Raw genomic sequence first — 16,380 nt, 5'->3', positions numbered from 1 at the left:
ATGATTAATCATGTTTTTAAGTTTAGTTACAACTAAACCTTTTGCACTGATAAACCTTAATCAGATGCTTTTTCCCATTTCATTTTATTATTTGTATCGCGCGAGCTTATAATTGTTGTATCGCTGCTCTCAACGCCGCCTAATTTAGCTAAGCGATCGTACAAAACCACATTACAAGTAGCCGCTAAGTTCATGCAGCCAATAGTCGGAATATAAACAACCTCATCGCACCACTTTAAAACATCTTTTGGGATTGAGCCGTCTTCAGGACCAAATATATAAAATGCGTTTTCAGGGTGTTTAAACTCAGGAAGCGGCGTTGCCCCTTCAATAAGTTCAATGACCACAACGGTTGCACCCTCTGGCTTTACTACTTCTAAACTATCAGTTTCGGTAAGCGGGATACGCTCAAGTACATTTTTTGTGTCGGTATGGAATTTTTTGGCATTTAAGTAACGATTACCAGTAAAAAAAACCTGTTTAGCGTCGTAACACCCTGCTGCACGCAATACGCCGCCAACATTAGTCGGGCTTTTAGGATTGATTAAACCAATTACGGCTTGTTGTTTACTCATTAATCAGCGTCCTTTGTTGGCCACTCTGCAATATACAAATCAAAGTCGTCTAGTTTCACATCGCAATCTTTTACTGTTTTATCTTTTACAGAAATCCCTAACTCGTGCATTTTTGTTTTATCGCCATTGTTTAATAACGGATGCCAAGAAGCCAAGCCACGCCCTTCGTGTAAACGGCGGTAACTGCAACTTTGCGGCATAAAAAAGATGTCTTTGAGGTTTTCTTTTGTGAGTTTTACACAAGAAGGAACAAGCGTTTGGCGGTTTTCGTACTCGCTACAACCACAGGTGTTGTTATCAAGATACTGACACACAATATTAGTAAATATTAACTGCTCACCTTCACGTAACTGATCGGTGGCGGTAAATTCGTCTTCATCTTCGCTATCAATAAACGTATTTAAACAACATTTTCCGCATCCATCACAAATGGCCTCCCATTCGTTTTGACTCATGTCGCTTAAGCTTTTTTTAAGCCAAAATTGTGTATTTGCTAATTGTTGATCAAACATAGTTTACTCGTGCCCCCTAAAGAGCGCGCATTCTACCGTATTGCTGCAAATGGCGCAAAGCCAATACCCTTTCAAAGTACTGGCTTTGCGCTAAAAATTAGCTTTGAGATTTAACCCAACGCTTAATTTTCTCCTCTAGGATTGGCATTGGTAATGCGCCATCAATTAATATTTGCGTGTGGAACGCTTTAATATCAAATTTATCGCCGAGTTCTTTTTTAGAATAATCACGTAGTTCTTGGATTTTAAATTGCCCTAACTTGTAAGAAAGCGCCTGCCCCGGCCATGCAATATAACGCTCAACTTCAGCTATTACATCACTTTTAGCCATAGATGAGTTAGCAAGCATGTAATCAATACCCTGCTGGCGTGTCCACCCTTTTGCATGAAAACCAGTATCAAGCACTAAACGCATTGCACGTAATTGCTCGTCTGATAAACGCCCGTACCACATGTAGGGGTCGGTAAATAATCCAAGCTCTTTGCCTAAGCTTTCTGCGTAAAGTGCCCAACCTTCTGCAAATACAGTGTAACCACCAAATTTGCGAAAGTCAGGTAAGCCCTCTATTTCTTGTTGAAGTGCTATTTGAAAGTGATGTCCTGGCGCCGCTTCGTGTATAGATAAGGTTTCGAGTAAAAATTTCGGCTGTGCTTTTAAGTTATACGTATTGATATAAAAAATGCCTGGGCGAGAGCCATCAGGTGCAGGAGATGCATACGACGCACCTGCAGCCGACTGCGCTCGGTAAGTTTCGACCGCTTTTACAACGTAAGGTGCTTTTGGTGCTATATTAAAAAGCAGAGGTAAACGCGCATCTATTTTTTTCTTAACGTTTTCATATGCCGCAATTAGCTCCTGTGGCGTATTGTAGTAAAACTCGTCTGAATTACGTAAGTGGTCAAAAAATTCAGATAATTCGCCTTTAAAACCTACGGTTTCTTTTACTTTTTTCATTTCGCTTAAAATGCGCGACACTTCACTTAAACCAATTTCATGAATTTCGTCTGCAGATAAGCTAAGCGTCGTGTTTTTCTTAATTTGGTATTCGTACCATGCTTTACCGTTTGGTAAGTCACTATAACCAACGCTCTCACGGCTATTAGGAATATACTGATTAGCTAAAAAGTCACTCATGCTTTTATAAGCTGGTACTAAGTGCTGCATAATCAGTTCGCGATACTGCGCTGTAATTTCTTGCTTTTGCTGTGCGCTAAACGATTCTGGTAATTTTTTAATTGGTCCCCAAAATAGTGAGTCTTCAGCTTTTTTAACTACATGAGCCGCAAATTGTGGTTGCAGTTTTTCAGCCAGAGGCTTTGGCAAGGTAATACCTAGTTTAATACCTTGTGCCATTGAGCGCTCTACACTAGTAAGCCACTTAACAAAACCTTCGCTGCGCGACATAAAAGCAGTGTAATCTTCAACTGTATTAAACGGCTGAGCGCTTTGACCTGAGCCAAAACCTGCAAACGTGTTATGCGCACCCGCCATTTGGTTAATTGGTAATAAATAATCAGGAAACTGCATGCCCTCTAATTTTAGTGCAAGGTCGCGCTCTAATATTTCAAAGCTTAAAAGCGACTGCCCTGTTAACTGTGCTTTATCTATAAAGTTTAATCGCTGTTGATATTTTTTATAAAAAGCCGCTTTTTTTGCTCTATTTTCTTTTGAGATTTCTGGCGTAAATTGATCGTTAAACTCGTTACGGCCACTATACGTTGCGCTTATAGGGCTATATGTAAGCGATTCATCGTAATACTGTGCAACATGTACATCGAGTTGTTGCTCTGCCGAAAGCTCTGAAACAATACCTGCCGATGCGTTAACTGTGTTTAGCTGCGCACTGGTGTTAGTGCTTGTATTAAGCCCAGTATTCATACAGCCACTTAAAGCAAACATAACGCCACTGGCAACTAATGCTAATTTAATTGATTTCATGATAATCCTTTTTAATATCGTTTTTTAATTATGCGCATTTAACAGCGCTTAATAAAGAAATTACGACAGATTGCGTTTATCGCTATTCATTTGCACTTTAAATTTACCTTGGTAGAGTCAAGAAAGACACAAACTACTCTAAAAGAAGAATAAAATGAAAAAACAATTGCTCAGTGCTTCTATTGCCCTGCTGTCCCTAAACAGCTTCAATGCACAAGCTGTTACTTACATATCAGCTAAAGCAATGTTAGATGTAGAAAACGGCACGTTAATACGTTCGCCGTTAATTGCAATTGATAACGGGGTTATCGTATCAATTGAACAAAACAAAAAACCTAAGCTTTCTAAAAATGATGAGCATATCGCGTTACCGGAGCTAACACTTATGCCTGGTTTAATGGATATGCATGTGCATTTAACAAGCGATCCGACGGTTCCACGCAGTGAACGTTTAGGCCAGTCAGTTCCGCGTATGGCAATTAAAGCGGCTTATTTTGCTAAAAAAACACTAGAAGCCGGTTTTACTACAGTACGTAATGTGGGCGCAGACGGTTATAGCGTTATCGCTGTGCGTGATGGAATTAACGCAGGTGACATAGTTGGCCCTCGTATTTGGGCTGCGGGGCCATCACTCGGAATTACCGGCGGGCACTGTGATAACAACCGATTACCTCCTGAGCTAAAATATACTTCAAGTGGCGTCGCAGACGGTCCATGGGCTGCGCGTATAAAAGTACGCGAAAACATTAAATATGGGGCAAACGCAATTAAGTTTTGCGCCACCGGTGGCGTATTTTCAAAAGGGACTAAAGTAGGTGCACAGCAGTATTCTTTTGAAGAAATGAAAGCCATTGTTGATGAAGCTCATATGCGAGATTTACCGGTTGCAGCCCATGCACATGGTACAAGCGGAATTAAAACAGCCATTAAAGCAGGTGTTGATAGCGTAGAGCACGCCAGCTTTTTAGATGACGAAGCCATAGCCCTTGCCAAAGAGCATGGAACTTGGCTTTCAATGGATATTTATAACACCGAATACACGCTAACTTATGGCGAGCAAAATGGCGTAGACGAAGAAAACCTCAATAAAGAGCGCCAAGTATCAAAAAGGCAACGTGATAGCTTTAGCCGTGCTGTAAAAGCGGGTGTGAAAATGGTCTTTGGAACGGATGCAGCAATTTACCCGCACGGCGATAATGCAAAACAGTTTAGCCGCATGGTTGAATTTGGCATGACAGAACTACAAGCCATTCAAGCATCCACTATTAATAGCGCTAAGTTATTAAAAATGGATACTCAGTTAGGACAAATTAAAACCGGATTTGCAGCTGATATAATTGCTGTAAAAGCAAACCCTCTTAAAAACATTAAAACCTTAGAGTCAGTACCCTTTGTAATGAAAGCCGGTGTTGTTTATAAAAACCAATTGTAAATACACGCTATTAAGGCAGAGCTTACTTAGCCTTAATAAACCCCTCACCCATCTAAAACATCCTAATAAAGGTACGCCGTACCTTTATTAGGCTTACCTTTGTTTATTAATCACCCGAACAGTTCTATTTAATCAAAAAAAGTGAACTTTTCATTCACTTTAAAAACAATAACCATTATCATTCGCGCAAATTCAATAACGCGAATAGTTATCACTCTATGAAAACGTTTAAGTACTCTCTTATTACTCTTGCTTGTTTAAATGCAAATATGGCATTTGCCCAAAATACACAAGTTGATGCTGATATTGAACGCATCAGCGTATACGAAAAACAAAACCGCGTGGTGATGAGCTCAGGTCTTGCTACTAAATCAGACATGTCTTTAATGGAAACACCTGCACCGGTTGTGATTATTGACCGTGAACTTATTGAATCTCAAGGTGTAGATAGCCTACAAGATTTAGTTAGAAACGTAAGTGGTTTAACACAAGCAGGTAATAACTACGGTATTGGTGATAACTTAGTTATTCGCGGCTTAGATGCAAACTATACCTACGATGGTATGTATGGTGGTGCAGGCCTGGGTAATACATTTAATCCAACTCGCTCACTTACAAATGTTGAATCTGTTGAGGTTTTAAAAGGCCCAGCAACAGGTTTATATGGCATTGGTAGTGCGGGTGGCGTAATTAACCTAATTGAGAAAAAGCCAGAATTTGAAGAAAAACACAAAGTATCGGCTGAGCTTGGCCAGTGGGATAGCTATTCATTATCGTTTGATAGCACTAACGCAATAACAGATGACTTGGCCTATCGTGTAATGGCTAAAACAGCGTCAAGTGACGGCTTTCGCGATTTAAAAGAAGATCGCGACGAAATTTATACCTCGCTTAAATACGTACTAAACGACAGACAAAACATCATGCTTTCTGCAGCATATATAAAAGATGAAATAGCGGTTGATTCTATTGGTCACCCTATTCGTATTTACAACGCAGAAACTGCAAACGGTTTAAGCGCGGGTGAAGTAACCGGTGCCGATTTAGTTAACGACCCGACAGGAAGCGGCGTACAGTTAAGCGATGCGCAGCGCGACCAACTTGCTAATTCGCTATCTGCATCTGATGGCTTAACACCTTATAGCTTTGGCACAAATGGAATTATTTCACCAATGGCTGATGCTAACGAAGGTGAAGAACTGCGTTTTAAATTAACGCATAACTATTACATTACTGACGATTTGTTTTTAAACCAGCAGCTACAGTACCGCAACTACACATCGAGCTTTGCGCGCCAAACAGGTGCTTATAACTACGTTTACTCTACTCGTGATTCAATTATAAATAATGACCCACGTGCTCCGTTAGTTGAAGACGGTGTACTTTACCCGTATGCAGCACGCCGCCAAGAATACCGCCAAGTAGAAGCAGATGAAAAATCATGGCAGTACTTTTTAGATTTACGTTATGACTTTATGTTAGGCGACGTAGATAACGAATTGCTTGTTAACGCAAACTACGAAGATAGAGATATTCGTTTTAAACAATTCTCAATATGGGATCAAGATTACGTACTCACAAACGATGCTGGTGATGTAACGTACCAAGGTTCATTGCCGTATATTTACGATATAAGAGAACCAAATTGGCCATCTGGCAGCTTTGATGACTTCGATCCACTTAAAACCAGCGACTACAATAAAAAAGTACAAGCATGGGGCTTAGGCATTCAACATGTTGGTTATCTTACTGAAGAGCTTACAACGCGTATTGGTGTAGCATATAACCGAATTGAGCAAACTTACGAGCACTTTGGTGTAGATGAGCGCTATAGCTCAAGCCGCGCAGAGCCAACACCTGAAGCGAGTACATCAGATTCTGGCTTAACGTATAACCTTGGTGCGACGTATCAGCCATCTGAAGATTTATCTGTATTTGTAAATCATTCAAAAGGCCGTACAGCGTATAGTGTATTAGGCTCTGTGGCGGGTAATGAAGCAGACAGAGAAGATTCTGAATCAATGAGTAACGATTTAGGTTTTAGATTTAAAGCGTTTGATGATCAACTACTAGCTTCTGTTGTTATATTCGAAAGCTCTCGTACTAATTTAGAATACGCAAACCCGCTTTATGACGCTTTAACATCAGGCTCAAATGTACCTGAAAGCTATTATGATGGTAAAGAAGAAACAACAGGTATTGAACTTGATTTAAACGCTTACTTAAATGATAAATGGAAAGTAAACGTAAACGGTATTTATCAAGATGCACGTGACAAGAGTAATCCTAATAGCAGCAGTTATGATACACGCCAAAAAGGTGTGCCTTACGTAACAACAAGCACATGGGTAACTTACTACGCAGATATGTTTAACTTACCTGAAGCTGTGAATATAAGTGGTGGTATTACCTTTGTAGATAACAGAAGTACTAATTCGAGTTCGTTCTCGATTCCAGATGGTTATGTACCAAGTTACACGATTTACGATACAGCGGTATCGTACACCACTGATAAATGGCATATGCAGTTAAACCTAAACAACTTGTTTGATAAAAAATATTACTCAAAAGCAATGTTTTTAGGTGGTATGCTAGGGGAAGAGCGTAATGCAAAACTAAGTTTTAGTTACACACTTTAATTGGTTTAGTATTTAAAAAGCACGGTTTTGTATTTTTACAAACCGTGCTTTTTTACTGTAGCTATTTAATTAAATAGTAACGACAATTCGGCCGTTAATTTCGCCTTTAAGCATATCATCAAAAATTTCGTTAATATCCTCTAAACGTTTTTCTTCAATAATTGCTTTTACTTTACCTTGCGCTGCAAATTCCAAGCATTCTTGCAAATCTTTACGTGTACCAACAATAGAGCCCACTACTGACACGCCATTAAGCACAGTATCAAAAATAGGAAGCGGCATATCCTCTGGAGGTAACCCCACTAGTACACATTTACCGCCACGGCGTACACTTTTATAAGCTTGTTCAAACCCAGCTTTAGATACCGCAGTACACACAACGCCATGCGCGCCACCTACTTGTTCAAAAATAGCTTCGCTTGGAACAACTTCTTTAAAGTCGAGGGTTATATCTGCGCCAAGCTCTTTAGCAAGTGCGAGCTTTTCTTTTCCTGTATCAACAGCTATTACATTAAAACCCATTGCTTTAGCGTATTGTACTGCTAAATGACCAAGCCCGCCTACACCAACAATAGCAACCCACTGCCCCGGTTTAGCACCGGATACTTTTAATGCTTTATAGGTTGTAACACCTGCACAAAATAATGGAGCAGCTTCAGAAAAGCCTAATCCCTCAGGTATTTTTACAACGTAATCACCGTGAGCCAAACAATATTCTGCATAACTACCATCAATAGAATAGCCGGTATTATGCTGCGATAAACACAGTGTTTCTTTGCCATCTAGGCAAAACTCACAGTGCCCGCATGCACTATAAAGCCAAGGAACACCCACTCTGTCGCCCACTTTTAAATGCTTAATGTTGCTGCCAACTTTATCAATAACACCAACACCTTCATGCCCTGGTACTAATGGCATTTTTGGTTTTACTGGCCAATCACCATGGCAAGCATGTAAATCAGTATGGCAAACACCACAGGCCGCTATTTTAACTAAAACATCATTTATTCCAACCTCAGGGATTGGTAAGTCTGTTATTTGTAATTTACCTTTGTATTCATTATTAATTGCAGCTTTCATAGTCATTCCATCGTATGTGAAAAAAATTAAAAAAAGGATTTATTTACGTACTGTTGTATGTACAACATATCCTAATATAAATGTATGAATATTAATCTAAATCATACTTTAGTCGTTTAAATTGATTTATAAAGTGGCTAAGAACTTGCTATCCAAAATGAGCGTGCTAGCATTTAGTTTCTGAAATTACTGAAAGTTATTAAGCAATGAGTTTATCCGAAAAGAATTTTGCCTTCGTAATGCATTGTGGTGAGATGGGCAGCCGCTGGGGATTTAATCGTACAATCGGGCAAATGTGTGGTTTGCTGATTATTACTAAAAACCCGATGACAGCCAACGAGATTGCTGATGCGCTTAGTATTTCTCGCGGTAATGTAAGTATGGGTATTAAAGAACTGCAATCGTGGCAATTAATTAAAGTACAGCATATTCCAGGCGATCGAAAAGAGTACTACGCCCCTGCTGGCGATATTTGGGATATGGCTAATCGCGTATTTGAAGAACGTAAAAAACGCGAAATTGAACCCACCCTAACATTGCTGCGCGATAACTTATTAGACGAAGCCAGTAACGATGATGAACTGTACGCGCAAAAACAAATGGGGGAAATTCACAACCTGCTTGAAACCGTAACAAAATGGTCATCGGAGCTGCAGCGCTTAACGCCAGAACAACTCAATAAGCTGATGAAGCTAGGCTCTGGTATTGGTAAAGTTATTGACCTAAAAGATAAGATTTTTAAGAAAGAATAAAGCCGCAATTGCGGCTTTATTTATATACATATTTTAATAATTAGATTTTTGGATATCCAATTCTATCTGACAAATAACCTACGCTGGTGGCAAAGTAATACGAGCGATTCCAGTGCATAAACACTTTGTAGTTATCGTACGCTAAGTACATGCGTCCATTTATGTCATCAGGCATAACCAGTGCAGCACGTACGTCTACATTAGGTAAATCAGAACCATCGGCTTTACGAACACCCAGTGCTTGCCAATCAGCTAATGAACGCTCTGAGTCATTCCAATACTCTAACCACTGCTTACGTGTTTTAGTACCGCGTACTAAAACGTATTTACTATCAAAGTTTTCAGGTAACTGAACTTGGCGTCCCCAAGTAAGCGAATCGTTCCACCCTTCTTGCTTTAAATAATTAGCAATTGAAGCAAAAGCATCTTCTTTAGTGGTCCAAATATCTTTACGGCCATCGTTATTGTAATCAACCGCGTAAGCGTTGAACGATGTAGGCATAAATTGTGTTTGCCCCATAGCACCTGCCCAAGACCCTTTAAATTTATCTAAGGTAATATGACCCGATTTTAAAATATCCAGTGCTGCCCAAAGCTGGCGTTTATAAAGCGCTTCTCTGCGTCCATCAAAAGCAAGTGTTACTAAAGATGAAATAACGTTATGGCCACCTTGAATGGTACCAAAATTACTTTCAAGCCCCCAAAGTGCCACTATAAAACGAGCTTGTACGCCAAACTCTTTAGCAACTTGTTCAAGCACATCTTTGTTTTCTGCGTAGAGCTTGCGTGCACGATCAATTTTCCATTGTGGTACACGTTTTGGTAAATACGTTTCAAGCGTTTCTTTCACTTCTGGCTGGTTTTTATCAGCCGACACCACTTTCTCTTTATAGGTTGCTGTTGCAAAAGCATCATCAATAAGCTTCGCTTCGTAACCTTTAGATATCGCTTCTTGCTTTAAATCAGTTAAATATGTTTGAAACTCGGCTTGTGTTTTAGCCATTACAGAGCCGCTTAAGCAAACTCCACATAATAAAACGGTCAGTTTTTTAATCACTATCAACTCCATTTTCTTTTCGTAATTGACTTAGCAAGTTTTCCTCTGGTGGTGGAATTTGTAAGTAGTAGCCTTTATCAGGGTTTGATAATGCTGCTTTTACAGTTTCTAAATCGGCTCCACCTAAATGTTCACGTTTTGCTAAGTTTATGATCATAACGTAATGAGGTTGACCAAACATGGCCATTAAAGGTTCCGGAACTTTACTAAAATCATCTCTTTTTTCAACAAATAAGAAGGTATCCGCTTTTTTCTTACTTTTATATACAGCAGTGAGCATTATGACCCTATAAATTCTTGCTTAACAATGCCGCACACTATAACATGAGAGTAATAATAAGTTAGAAAATTTAGATTAGAAATTTCAATAAAGGCCTTATTCAGCCTACGTTTATCTAATATTGATTTTTAATCAGACAATTCAATTGAGCGTGTATGTCGGACCAAATTTTTGAGTTAAAAGGGAATCTTTTTACGTTATCAGTTTTGCATCTTTATAGTACTGATATAGCCCTTCTAGCAGAACAGTTGTATATAAAAATAGCCCAAGCACCTAGATTTTTTGAAGGTGCCCCTATTGTTGTTAATTTACTTGAAGTTAAAAACAGTTCACTCGATTTTGTACACTTAAAATCGTTGATTGAGCGCATGAGCTTTAATGCGGTTGGTGTGTGTAATGGCTCTGATGAGCAACATGCCCAAGCTAAAGCGGCTGGCTTATCTGTTTTAAATTATTCACAAGACGTTAAGAGCGAACCTGTTAAACAAGAGGCTAATACGTCTATTGTAGAAAAAACAGTGCATTTGCCGGCGCAAATTATTAGCGGTACCGTTCGTTCTGGCCAACAAGTTTACGCAAAAGACCGCGATTTAATCGTACTTGGTGCGGTAAGTCACGGTGCTGAAGTCATTGCCGATGGTAATGTCCATATATATGGCACGTTGCGTGGTCGCGCTATTGCAGGCGCAAAAGGTTTTAAAAAAGCACACATTTTTTGCCAAAAACTTGAAGCCGAACTTGTTTCCATAGATGGTAACTACTGGATCAGTGATTCGCTACAAGGTGAACATTGGGGAAATGCAGTGCAAATACAACAAAAAGACGAATCATTAGAAATTTCAGCTTTGGTTAAAGGATAAATCTCATGGCAAAAGTAATTGTCGTTACCTCTGGTAAAGGCGGTGTTGGTAAAACAACATCAAGTGCTGCAATTGGCACAGGCTTAGCGTTAAAAGGCTATAAAACAGTTATTATCGACTTTGATATTGGTTTACGTAACTTAGATTTAATTATGGGTTGTGAACGCCGTGTTGTTTATGACTTTGTAAACGTAATAAATGGTGAGGCAAAACTTAACCAGGCGCTAATTAAAGATAAACGTGTAGATAAATTATTTTTACTACCCGCTTCACAAACTCGTGATAAAGATGCATTAACCCGAGAAGGTGTTGAGCGCGTACTAAATGAATTAAAAGAAGACTTTGATTACATAGTATGTGATTCACCAGCAGGTATTGAAGCTGGCGCTATGATGGCAATGTACTTTGCTGACGAAGCAATTGTGACAACAAACCCAGAAGTGTCGTCAGTTCGAGACTCTGATCGTATTTTAGGTATTTTACACAGTAAATCGAAACGTGCTGAAGAAGGCCTAGAAAACATTAAAGAACACCTACTATTAACGCGTTATAACCCAGAACGTGTAGAAAAGGGTGAAATGCTATCGGTAGAAGACGTACAAGATATTCTATCAATTCCACTGCTAGGTGTGATCCCTGAATCGCAAGCGGTGTTAAGCGCTTCAAACTCAGGCCAGCCTGTAATATTAGATACGGAATCTGATGCAGGCCAAGCTTATGCGGATGCAATTAATCGCTTACTAGGTGAAACCGTCGATTTTCGCTTCTTAGATGTTGAGAAAAAAGGCTTATTTAAACGGATTTTTGGAGGTTAACGTGTCTTTACTTGACTACTTCCGCTCAGAAAAGAAAAACAGTGCGTCATTAGCAAAAGAGCGATTGCAGATCATTGTCGCGCACGAGCGTTCTCAGCGAGGAACGCCAGATTACTTACCACAATTAAAACAAGATATTTTAGATGTGATCCGTAAGTACGTAAACGTGAGTAGCGATGCAGTTCAGGTTCAGTTTGATCAAAACGAAGACGACTTAGCCGTACTTGAGCTAAACGTAACTTTACCTGATGAAGAAAAAAAGTAATCGAAGAAAGGGCGCTTTATAAGCGCCCTTTTTATTTGTATTTACTTTGTAATAATTACGGTGAATATCTACGCTTTAATGCCTGCACTCAACTAAAACTTTTTAACCATGTAATATGAACCAATAGACCCTTATCACACAGTTAAAGGTATATATTTAGCGTTAAGTATCCCATTCTTTTAAAGCGTCTTTAACGTAGGTATATCGCCAAGAGCTAAGTAAGTCAGGCTTTATATGACTCTTTTTTTGATCAGGCGTTAACTTCCAGTTCCAACTAATTAATTGGTTTATTTGTTTTTTAGAAGCCATAACGTCTTCTGGTATATTGTGTTCTTTGGCTACTTTAGTGATTTTTTGTTTTATATCTTTGGCTACTTTTTTATAGGTAGGAAAATCAATTAAGCGCTTAAGTACATCTGGATGCTCAGCATCTGGGACTTCTTTAGCAACTTCAATACACTTTATTATATCTACACCAGAGCGATTAACTTCAATAGCTTCAACTCCTGGAATTTGCCTAAGGGCGTTTAAACTTGAAGGGCCTCGTTTAGCAATTTCAGTCATGTTATGTTCTTTTAACACAAAATTAAGTGCCAAATTTTTCTTGATGGCTTTGTTTCTTCGCCATACAGCAAGCTCTTTTAACACCGCTAATTCGTGCGGTTTAAGTTGCCATGCATTTTTAATATCTTTATATAAAAGCTCGTCTGGTGTTTGAAATGCACGTTTTTTTGCAATCAGCTCACTCTCGTTTAATACAATATCAAAAAAGCCAGCGGCATTGATACGATCGATAATCAGCTCAAAACACGGTAATAAATGAAACGTGTCAGCGGCAGCGTAATCTAATTGCTTTTTAGTTAATGGACGTTGTAGCCAGTTAGTACGTGACTCACTTTTATCTATTTCAATACCTTGCAGTTCTTTTACCATAAGGGCAAAACCCATACAGTTGCCTTCACCCAGTAATTGCAATGCAAATTGTGTATCAAATAATGGAGCTGGAACAAAGCCTGCGTACTTTTGAAAAACTTCAATATCTTCTGAAGGAGAATGTAATACTTTTAAAACAGCAGGATCTTTTAAAATTTCCCAAAAATCAAACAATGAAAGCTCAGCCAATGGATCGATAAGTGCTAAGTGTTCACCATCAAAAACTTGGATAAGTGCAACTTCCGGATACAAAGTACGACGACGCATAAACTCAGTATCGATAGCTAAAACGGGTTTATTTTTAATTTGCTCAACAAATGTATTAAGTTGATTCTGGGTTTCAATCAATTGGTATTGCACTTAATCTCCTACAATAAAAAAGCCGACATATGTCGGCTTTTTTATAGGTTGCTAATCTTTCAAGGCTCTTCGGAGTATCTTACCTACGTTAGTTTTAGGTAACTCATCCCTAAACTCTACCAGCTTGGGGACCTTGTAATTAGTTAAATTATCACGACAGTGACTTATTATATCTTTTTCAGTTAAAGAAGGGTCTTTTTTCACAACAAAAACTTTAACTTGTTCACCACTTACATCATGAGGAATACCAATGGCGGCTACTTCTAGTACACCTTCGTGCATAACCACTACTTCTTCAATCTCATTAGGGAAAACATTAAAGCCAGATACGATGATCATGTCTTTTTTACGATCTACAATAAAGAAGAAACCTTCTTCATCATAAGTCGCAATATCACCTGTAGCAAACCAGCCGTCTTTTAAACATTCAGCGGTTGCATCTGGTCGTTTGTAATAACCAACCATTACTTGCGGGCCTTTAACCCAAAGCTCACCTGGCTCGCCTTTGGCGGCTTCTTCACCATTATCAAGCATTAACTTAATATCAGTATTAGGCGCAGGTAAACCAATAGAGCCATTGTATGCCTCTAAATCAAAAGGACTAATAGTAACTAAAGGAGAACATTCAGTAAGTCCGTAGCCTTCCATTAGTTTTGAACCAGTCACTTTTTGCCATTTTTCGGCAACAGGACGTTGAACTGCCATACCGCCGCCTAAAGACATTTTTAAGTGGCTAAAATCAAGTTCAGCAAAACCTGGTGTGTTTAATAAACCATTAAATAATGTATTAACACCGGTAATAGCTGTGAAATTGTGTTGACCCAACTCTTTAACAAACCCAGGCATATCTCGCGGGTTTGTAATTAATATATTTAAACCACCGTACTTCATAAATGTTAGACAGTTAGCTGTTAAGGCAAATATATGATAAAGCGGCAGTGCAGTAACAACCACTTCTTTACCACGGCTTAACACTTTGTCTAAACAACCTGAAACTTGTTCAAGGTTACCAACCATGTTGCCATGGCTCAGCATTGCCCCTTTAGATACACCTGTTGTGCCACCGGTGTACTGTAAAAAAGCGAGATCAGATAGGTTCATTTCAGGGCGAGTATATTTACTAGCATCCGCAGCTAAAACGTCTGAAAATTTAATTGTGTTAGGTAAGTTGAATTTTGGCACCATTTTTTTAATGTGCTTCACAACAAAGTTAACTATATGCTTTTTAAGCCCGCCAACCATATCGCCTACTTGCGTTAATACAATGTGTTTAACATCGGTATGAGCAAGTGACTTTTCGAGCGTGTCAGCAAAGTTTGCTAGAATGAAAATAGCGGTAGTATCGGAGTCTTTTAACTGATGCTCTAATTCGCGTACAGTATAAAGTGGGTTAACATTTACAACCACACAGCCTGCGCGCAAGATACCTAAAATAGTGATTGGCGTTTGCAACAAATTAGGCATCATTACGGCAACTTTGTCGCCTTTTTTTAGCCCTAAATCGTTTTGGATATACGACGCAACTTTTTTGGTTGCTGTGTCAATTTCGTCATACGATAACGTTTTACCCATATTAGTAAATGCAGGTAGGTCTTTGTAATCAGAAAAACTTTTTTCGAACACTTCGAGTAACGAGTTGTAATGCTCAGGATCGATTGTTTCAGGCATACCCTCTGGGTAGCGCTTAAGCCAGATTTTTTCCACTCTTAGCCCCTGTTTATAATTATATTTTTATTAACCTTAATCTAAGTAAGGCGCTTTAACAATTGAGCAAATACTCTAATGCAGGAATAATCCCACATTTTACGTAAACTTACAATTAACATGCACCATTTTGCAGCATAAAGTCTTGAATATGCTCAAAACATAACTCACTACTTTGCATATGGCAATGATGCCCACCCTCTACTTCAATTACCTTCAAGTTATTGTAATAACTAATATACTTTGCCAAATTTTGTTTTACAAACGAATAACCTTCGTCACCTAAAATTAATTGACATGGTGCAGCTAAATCTTTTATTGCACCAATACATTGCGCTTCATCAAACCTAAAACCTGAGTGATTTTTAAGCTTTGGATCTATTGTTAACGTAAAACCATCTGAAGTCTGTTTTATATTTCGCTGCATTAAGAGCGTAATAAGCTCACTATTTAAATCGGTTGTTTGAGCGCGTGCTTGATAAATAAGTTCTTTCGATTTATAAATTCTCGACTTTTTATTTTTTAAACGCGCTCTATTTAATACCGCACTTTTTAGCTGTTCACATACACCTTCACTAGGGGTTGTAACAGAACCAATTCCCTCAATAAAGGTAACTGTCTTAACATAATCGCCAAAACAACTAGCAAAAAGACCTGCAACCATAGCCCCCATTGAATGACCCACTAAATGTACTTTTTTAACACCAAGCGCATTTATGAATTGGTACACATCATCAATATAATCAACAAAATAGTAATGTGCGTCATCACTTCGCCAAGACGATAAACCGTGCCCAACAAAGTCAATGCAGTACCAAGTATGCTTTGGGTTAACGTTGTTTAACATTGGCATAAAGCTATGGCAGTTGTCTAACCACCCATGTAGCGCTATTACTACTTCGTTCCCTGAACCTACTTTTAAGCCATGAATATTTAAATTATTGGTTTCAATATTAAACGGCTGCACGGTAAGTCCTTTATTAATTTAGAGCATCATTATTTATAGCATACAAGTTGTCAGACCACTAACTTAGAAAATGGTGCGAAATTCACGATTTAATTATCTTCATGATGCAAAAAAAAGCAAAGAATGGAAATCAAACTTAACACTATCAAACACTTAAATTTAAAACAACAAACCAACCGTTTTCAACAACTTTGTTTTGTACACCTTTTG

At 38.7% G+C, this 16,380-nt stretch carries 15 protein-coding genes; 6 read left to right on the top strand and 9 right to left on the bottom strand.

The genetic code is table 11. The features are described from left to right. Window positions 1-56: 56 nt before the first annotated feature. From PX700_RS05025 to PX700_RS05015, 3 genes are all read right to left on the bottom strand, one after another. On the bottom strand, window positions 57-575 hold the full coding sequence (locus PX700_RS05025) for an RNA methyltransferase (protein ID WP_165727973.1): 519 nt from the start codon (window positions 573-575) through the stop codon (window positions 57-59). Then, a complete protein-coding gene (locus tag PX700_RS05020) occupies window positions 575-1,087 on the bottom strand; it encodes a YcgN family cysteine cluster protein (protein ID WP_165727974.1) in 513 nt (170 codons plus the stop codon). Before PX700_RS05020 ends, PX700_RS05025 begins: the two co-directional genes overlap by 1 nt. 97 nt (window positions 1,088-1,184) lie before the next feature. Continuing rightward, window positions 1,185-3,026: a DUF885 domain-containing protein gene (locus PX700_RS05015; protein WP_479520033.1), complete on the bottom strand. Its 1,842-nt coding sequence runs from the start codon at window positions 3,024-3,026 to the stop codon at window positions 1,185-1,187. Between the two features lie 154 nt (window positions 3,027-3,180). On the opposite strand from PX700_RS05015, the gene PX700_RS05010 reads away from it, so the two are divergent. Beyond that, entirely contained in the window at window positions 3,181-4,458 is a 1,278-nt protein-coding gene (locus PX700_RS05010; RefSeq protein ID WP_479520032.1) for a Xaa-Pro dipeptidase, read from the top strand. Between the two features lie 218 nt (window positions 4,459-4,676). Continuing rightward, window positions 4,677-7,097, top strand: coding sequence for a TonB-dependent receptor (locus tag PX700_RS05005; RefSeq protein ID WP_479520031.1), 2,421 nt, complete (start codon window positions 4,677-4,679; stop codon window positions 7,095-7,097). Between the two features lie 69 nt (window positions 7,098-7,166). Here the strand turns inward: PX700_RS05005 and adhP are convergent, their stop codons facing one another. Next, window positions 7,167-8,177 (bottom strand): alcohol dehydrogenase AdhP, encoded by a 1,011-nt coding sequence (gene adhP, locus PX700_RS05000; protein WP_076924691.1) that lies wholly within the window; start codon window positions 8,175-8,177, stop codon window positions 7,167-7,169. A 206-nt stretch (window positions 8,178-8,383) separates the two neighbouring features. Here adhP and PX700_RS04995 point away from each other — a divergent pair, with 206 nt between their 5' ends. Next, window positions 8,384-8,929, top strand: a complete 546-nt coding sequence (locus tag PX700_RS04995; RefSeq protein ID WP_010552940.1) for a GbsR/MarR family transcriptional regulator — start codon at window positions 8,384-8,386, stop codon at window positions 8,927-8,929. Between the two features lie 40 nt (window positions 8,930-8,969). Here the strand turns inward: PX700_RS04995 and PX700_RS04990 are convergent, their stop codons facing one another. Both PX700_RS04990 and PX700_RS04985 read right to left on the bottom strand, forming a co-directional pair. Continuing rightward, window positions 8,970-9,986 (bottom strand): lytic murein transglycosylase, encoded by a 1,017-nt coding sequence (locus PX700_RS04990; protein ID WP_415636977.1) that lies wholly within the window; start codon window positions 9,984-9,986, stop codon window positions 8,970-8,972. Continuing rightward, window positions 9,979-10,266 (bottom strand): YcgL domain-containing protein, encoded by a 288-nt coding sequence (locus PX700_RS04985; RefSeq protein WP_415636978.1) that lies wholly within the window; start codon window positions 10,264-10,266, stop codon window positions 9,979-9,981. The genes PX700_RS04990 and PX700_RS04985 overlap by 8 nt, the downstream gene beginning before the upstream one ends. A gap of 155 nt (window positions 10,267-10,421) precedes the next feature. Between PX700_RS04985 and minC the strand changes: the two genes are divergently transcribed. Genes minC through minE form a run of 3 tightly spaced genes read left to right on the top strand, consistent with a single transcriptional unit; the run spans window position 10,422 to window position 12,206 of the window. Beyond that, on the top strand, window positions 10,422-11,126 hold the full coding sequence (minC, locus tag PX700_RS04980; protein ID WP_415636979.1) for a septum site-determining protein MinC: 705 nt from the start codon (window positions 10,422-10,424) through the stop codon (window positions 11,124-11,126). 5 nt (window positions 11,127-11,131) lie between these two features. Next, the gene (gene minD / locus PX700_RS04975; RefSeq protein WP_415636980.1) at window positions 11,132-11,941 is read left to right on the top strand and encodes a septum site-determining protein MinD; all 810 of its coding nucleotides are present in this window, start codon (window positions 11,132-11,134) and stop codon (window positions 11,939-11,941) included. A 1-nt stretch (window position 11,942) separates the two neighbouring features. Next, the gene (gene minE, locus PX700_RS04970; RefSeq protein ID WP_007377619.1) at window positions 11,943-12,206 is read left to right on the top strand and encodes a cell division topological specificity factor MinE; all 264 of its coding nucleotides are present in this window, start codon (window positions 11,943-11,945) and stop codon (window positions 12,204-12,206) included. A gap of 162 nt (window positions 12,207-12,368) precedes the next feature. Here the strand turns inward: minE and rnd are convergent, their stop codons facing one another. The 3 genes from rnd to PX700_RS04955 form a co-directional block, all read right to left on the bottom strand. Next, on the bottom strand, window positions 12,369-13,499 hold the full coding sequence (gene rnd / locus PX700_RS04965; RefSeq protein WP_479520030.1) for a ribonuclease D: 1,131 nt from the start codon (window positions 13,497-13,499) through the stop codon (window positions 12,369-12,371). Window positions 13,500-13,550: 51 nt separating this feature from the next. Next, window positions 13,551-15,203: a long-chain-fatty-acid--CoA ligase FadD gene (fadD, locus tag PX700_RS04960; protein ID WP_479520029.1), complete on the bottom strand. Its 1,653-nt coding sequence runs from the start codon at window positions 15,201-15,203 to the stop codon at window positions 13,551-13,553. Window positions 15,204-15,318: 115 nt separating this feature from the next. Continuing rightward, window positions 15,319-16,170: an alpha/beta fold hydrolase gene (locus PX700_RS04955; protein ID WP_479520028.1), complete on the bottom strand. Its 852-nt coding sequence runs from the start codon at window positions 16,168-16,170 to the stop codon at window positions 15,319-15,321. Between the last annotated feature and the right edge of the window lie 210 nt (window positions 16,171-16,380).

The organism is Pseudoalteromonas sp. TP27 (genome assembly GCF_056470645.1).
This window is presented reverse-complemented; position numbering and strand designations above follow the sequence as displayed.

What these genes read in the sequence shown, in the direction of transcription:
- PX700_RS04985 (WP_415636978.1), bottom strand. Translation starts at nt 10,266, where the DNA reads ATGCTCACTGCTGTATATAAAAGTAAGAAAAAAGCGGATACCTTCTTA.
- PX700_RS05025 (WP_165727973.1), bottom strand. Translation starts at nt 575, where the DNA reads ATGAGTAAACAACAAGCCGTAATTGGTTTAATCAATCCTAAAAGCCCG.
- minD (WP_415636980.1), top strand. Translation starts at nt 11,132, where the DNA reads ATGGCAAAAGTAATTGTCGTTACCTCTGGTAAAGGCGGTGTTGGTAAA.
- PX700_RS05005 (WP_479520031.1), top strand. Translation starts at nt 4,677, where the DNA reads ATGAAAACGTTTAAGTACTCTCTTATTACTCTTGCTTGTTTAAATGCA.
- adhP (WP_076924691.1), bottom strand. Translation starts at nt 8,177, where the DNA reads ATGAAAGCTGCAATTAATAATGAATACAAAGGTAAATTACAAATAACA.
- PX700_RS04995 (WP_010552940.1), top strand. Translation starts at nt 8,384, where the DNA reads ATGAGTTTATCCGAAAAGAATTTTGCCTTCGTAATGCATTGTGGTGAG.
- minC (WP_415636979.1), top strand. Translation starts at nt 10,422, where the DNA reads ATGTCGGACCAAATTTTTGAGTTAAAAGGGAATCTTTTTACGTTATCA.
- PX700_RS05020 (WP_165727974.1), bottom strand. Translation starts at nt 1,087, where the DNA reads ATGTTTGATCAACAATTAGCAAATACACAATTTTGGCTTAAAAAAAGC.
- PX700_RS05015 (WP_479520033.1), bottom strand. Translation starts at nt 3,026, where the DNA reads ATGAAATCAATTAAATTAGCATTAGTTGCCAGTGGCGTTATGTTTGCT.
- PX700_RS05010 (WP_479520032.1), top strand. Translation starts at nt 3,181, where the DNA reads ATGAAAAAACAATTGCTCAGTGCTTCTATTGCCCTGCTGTCCCTAAAC.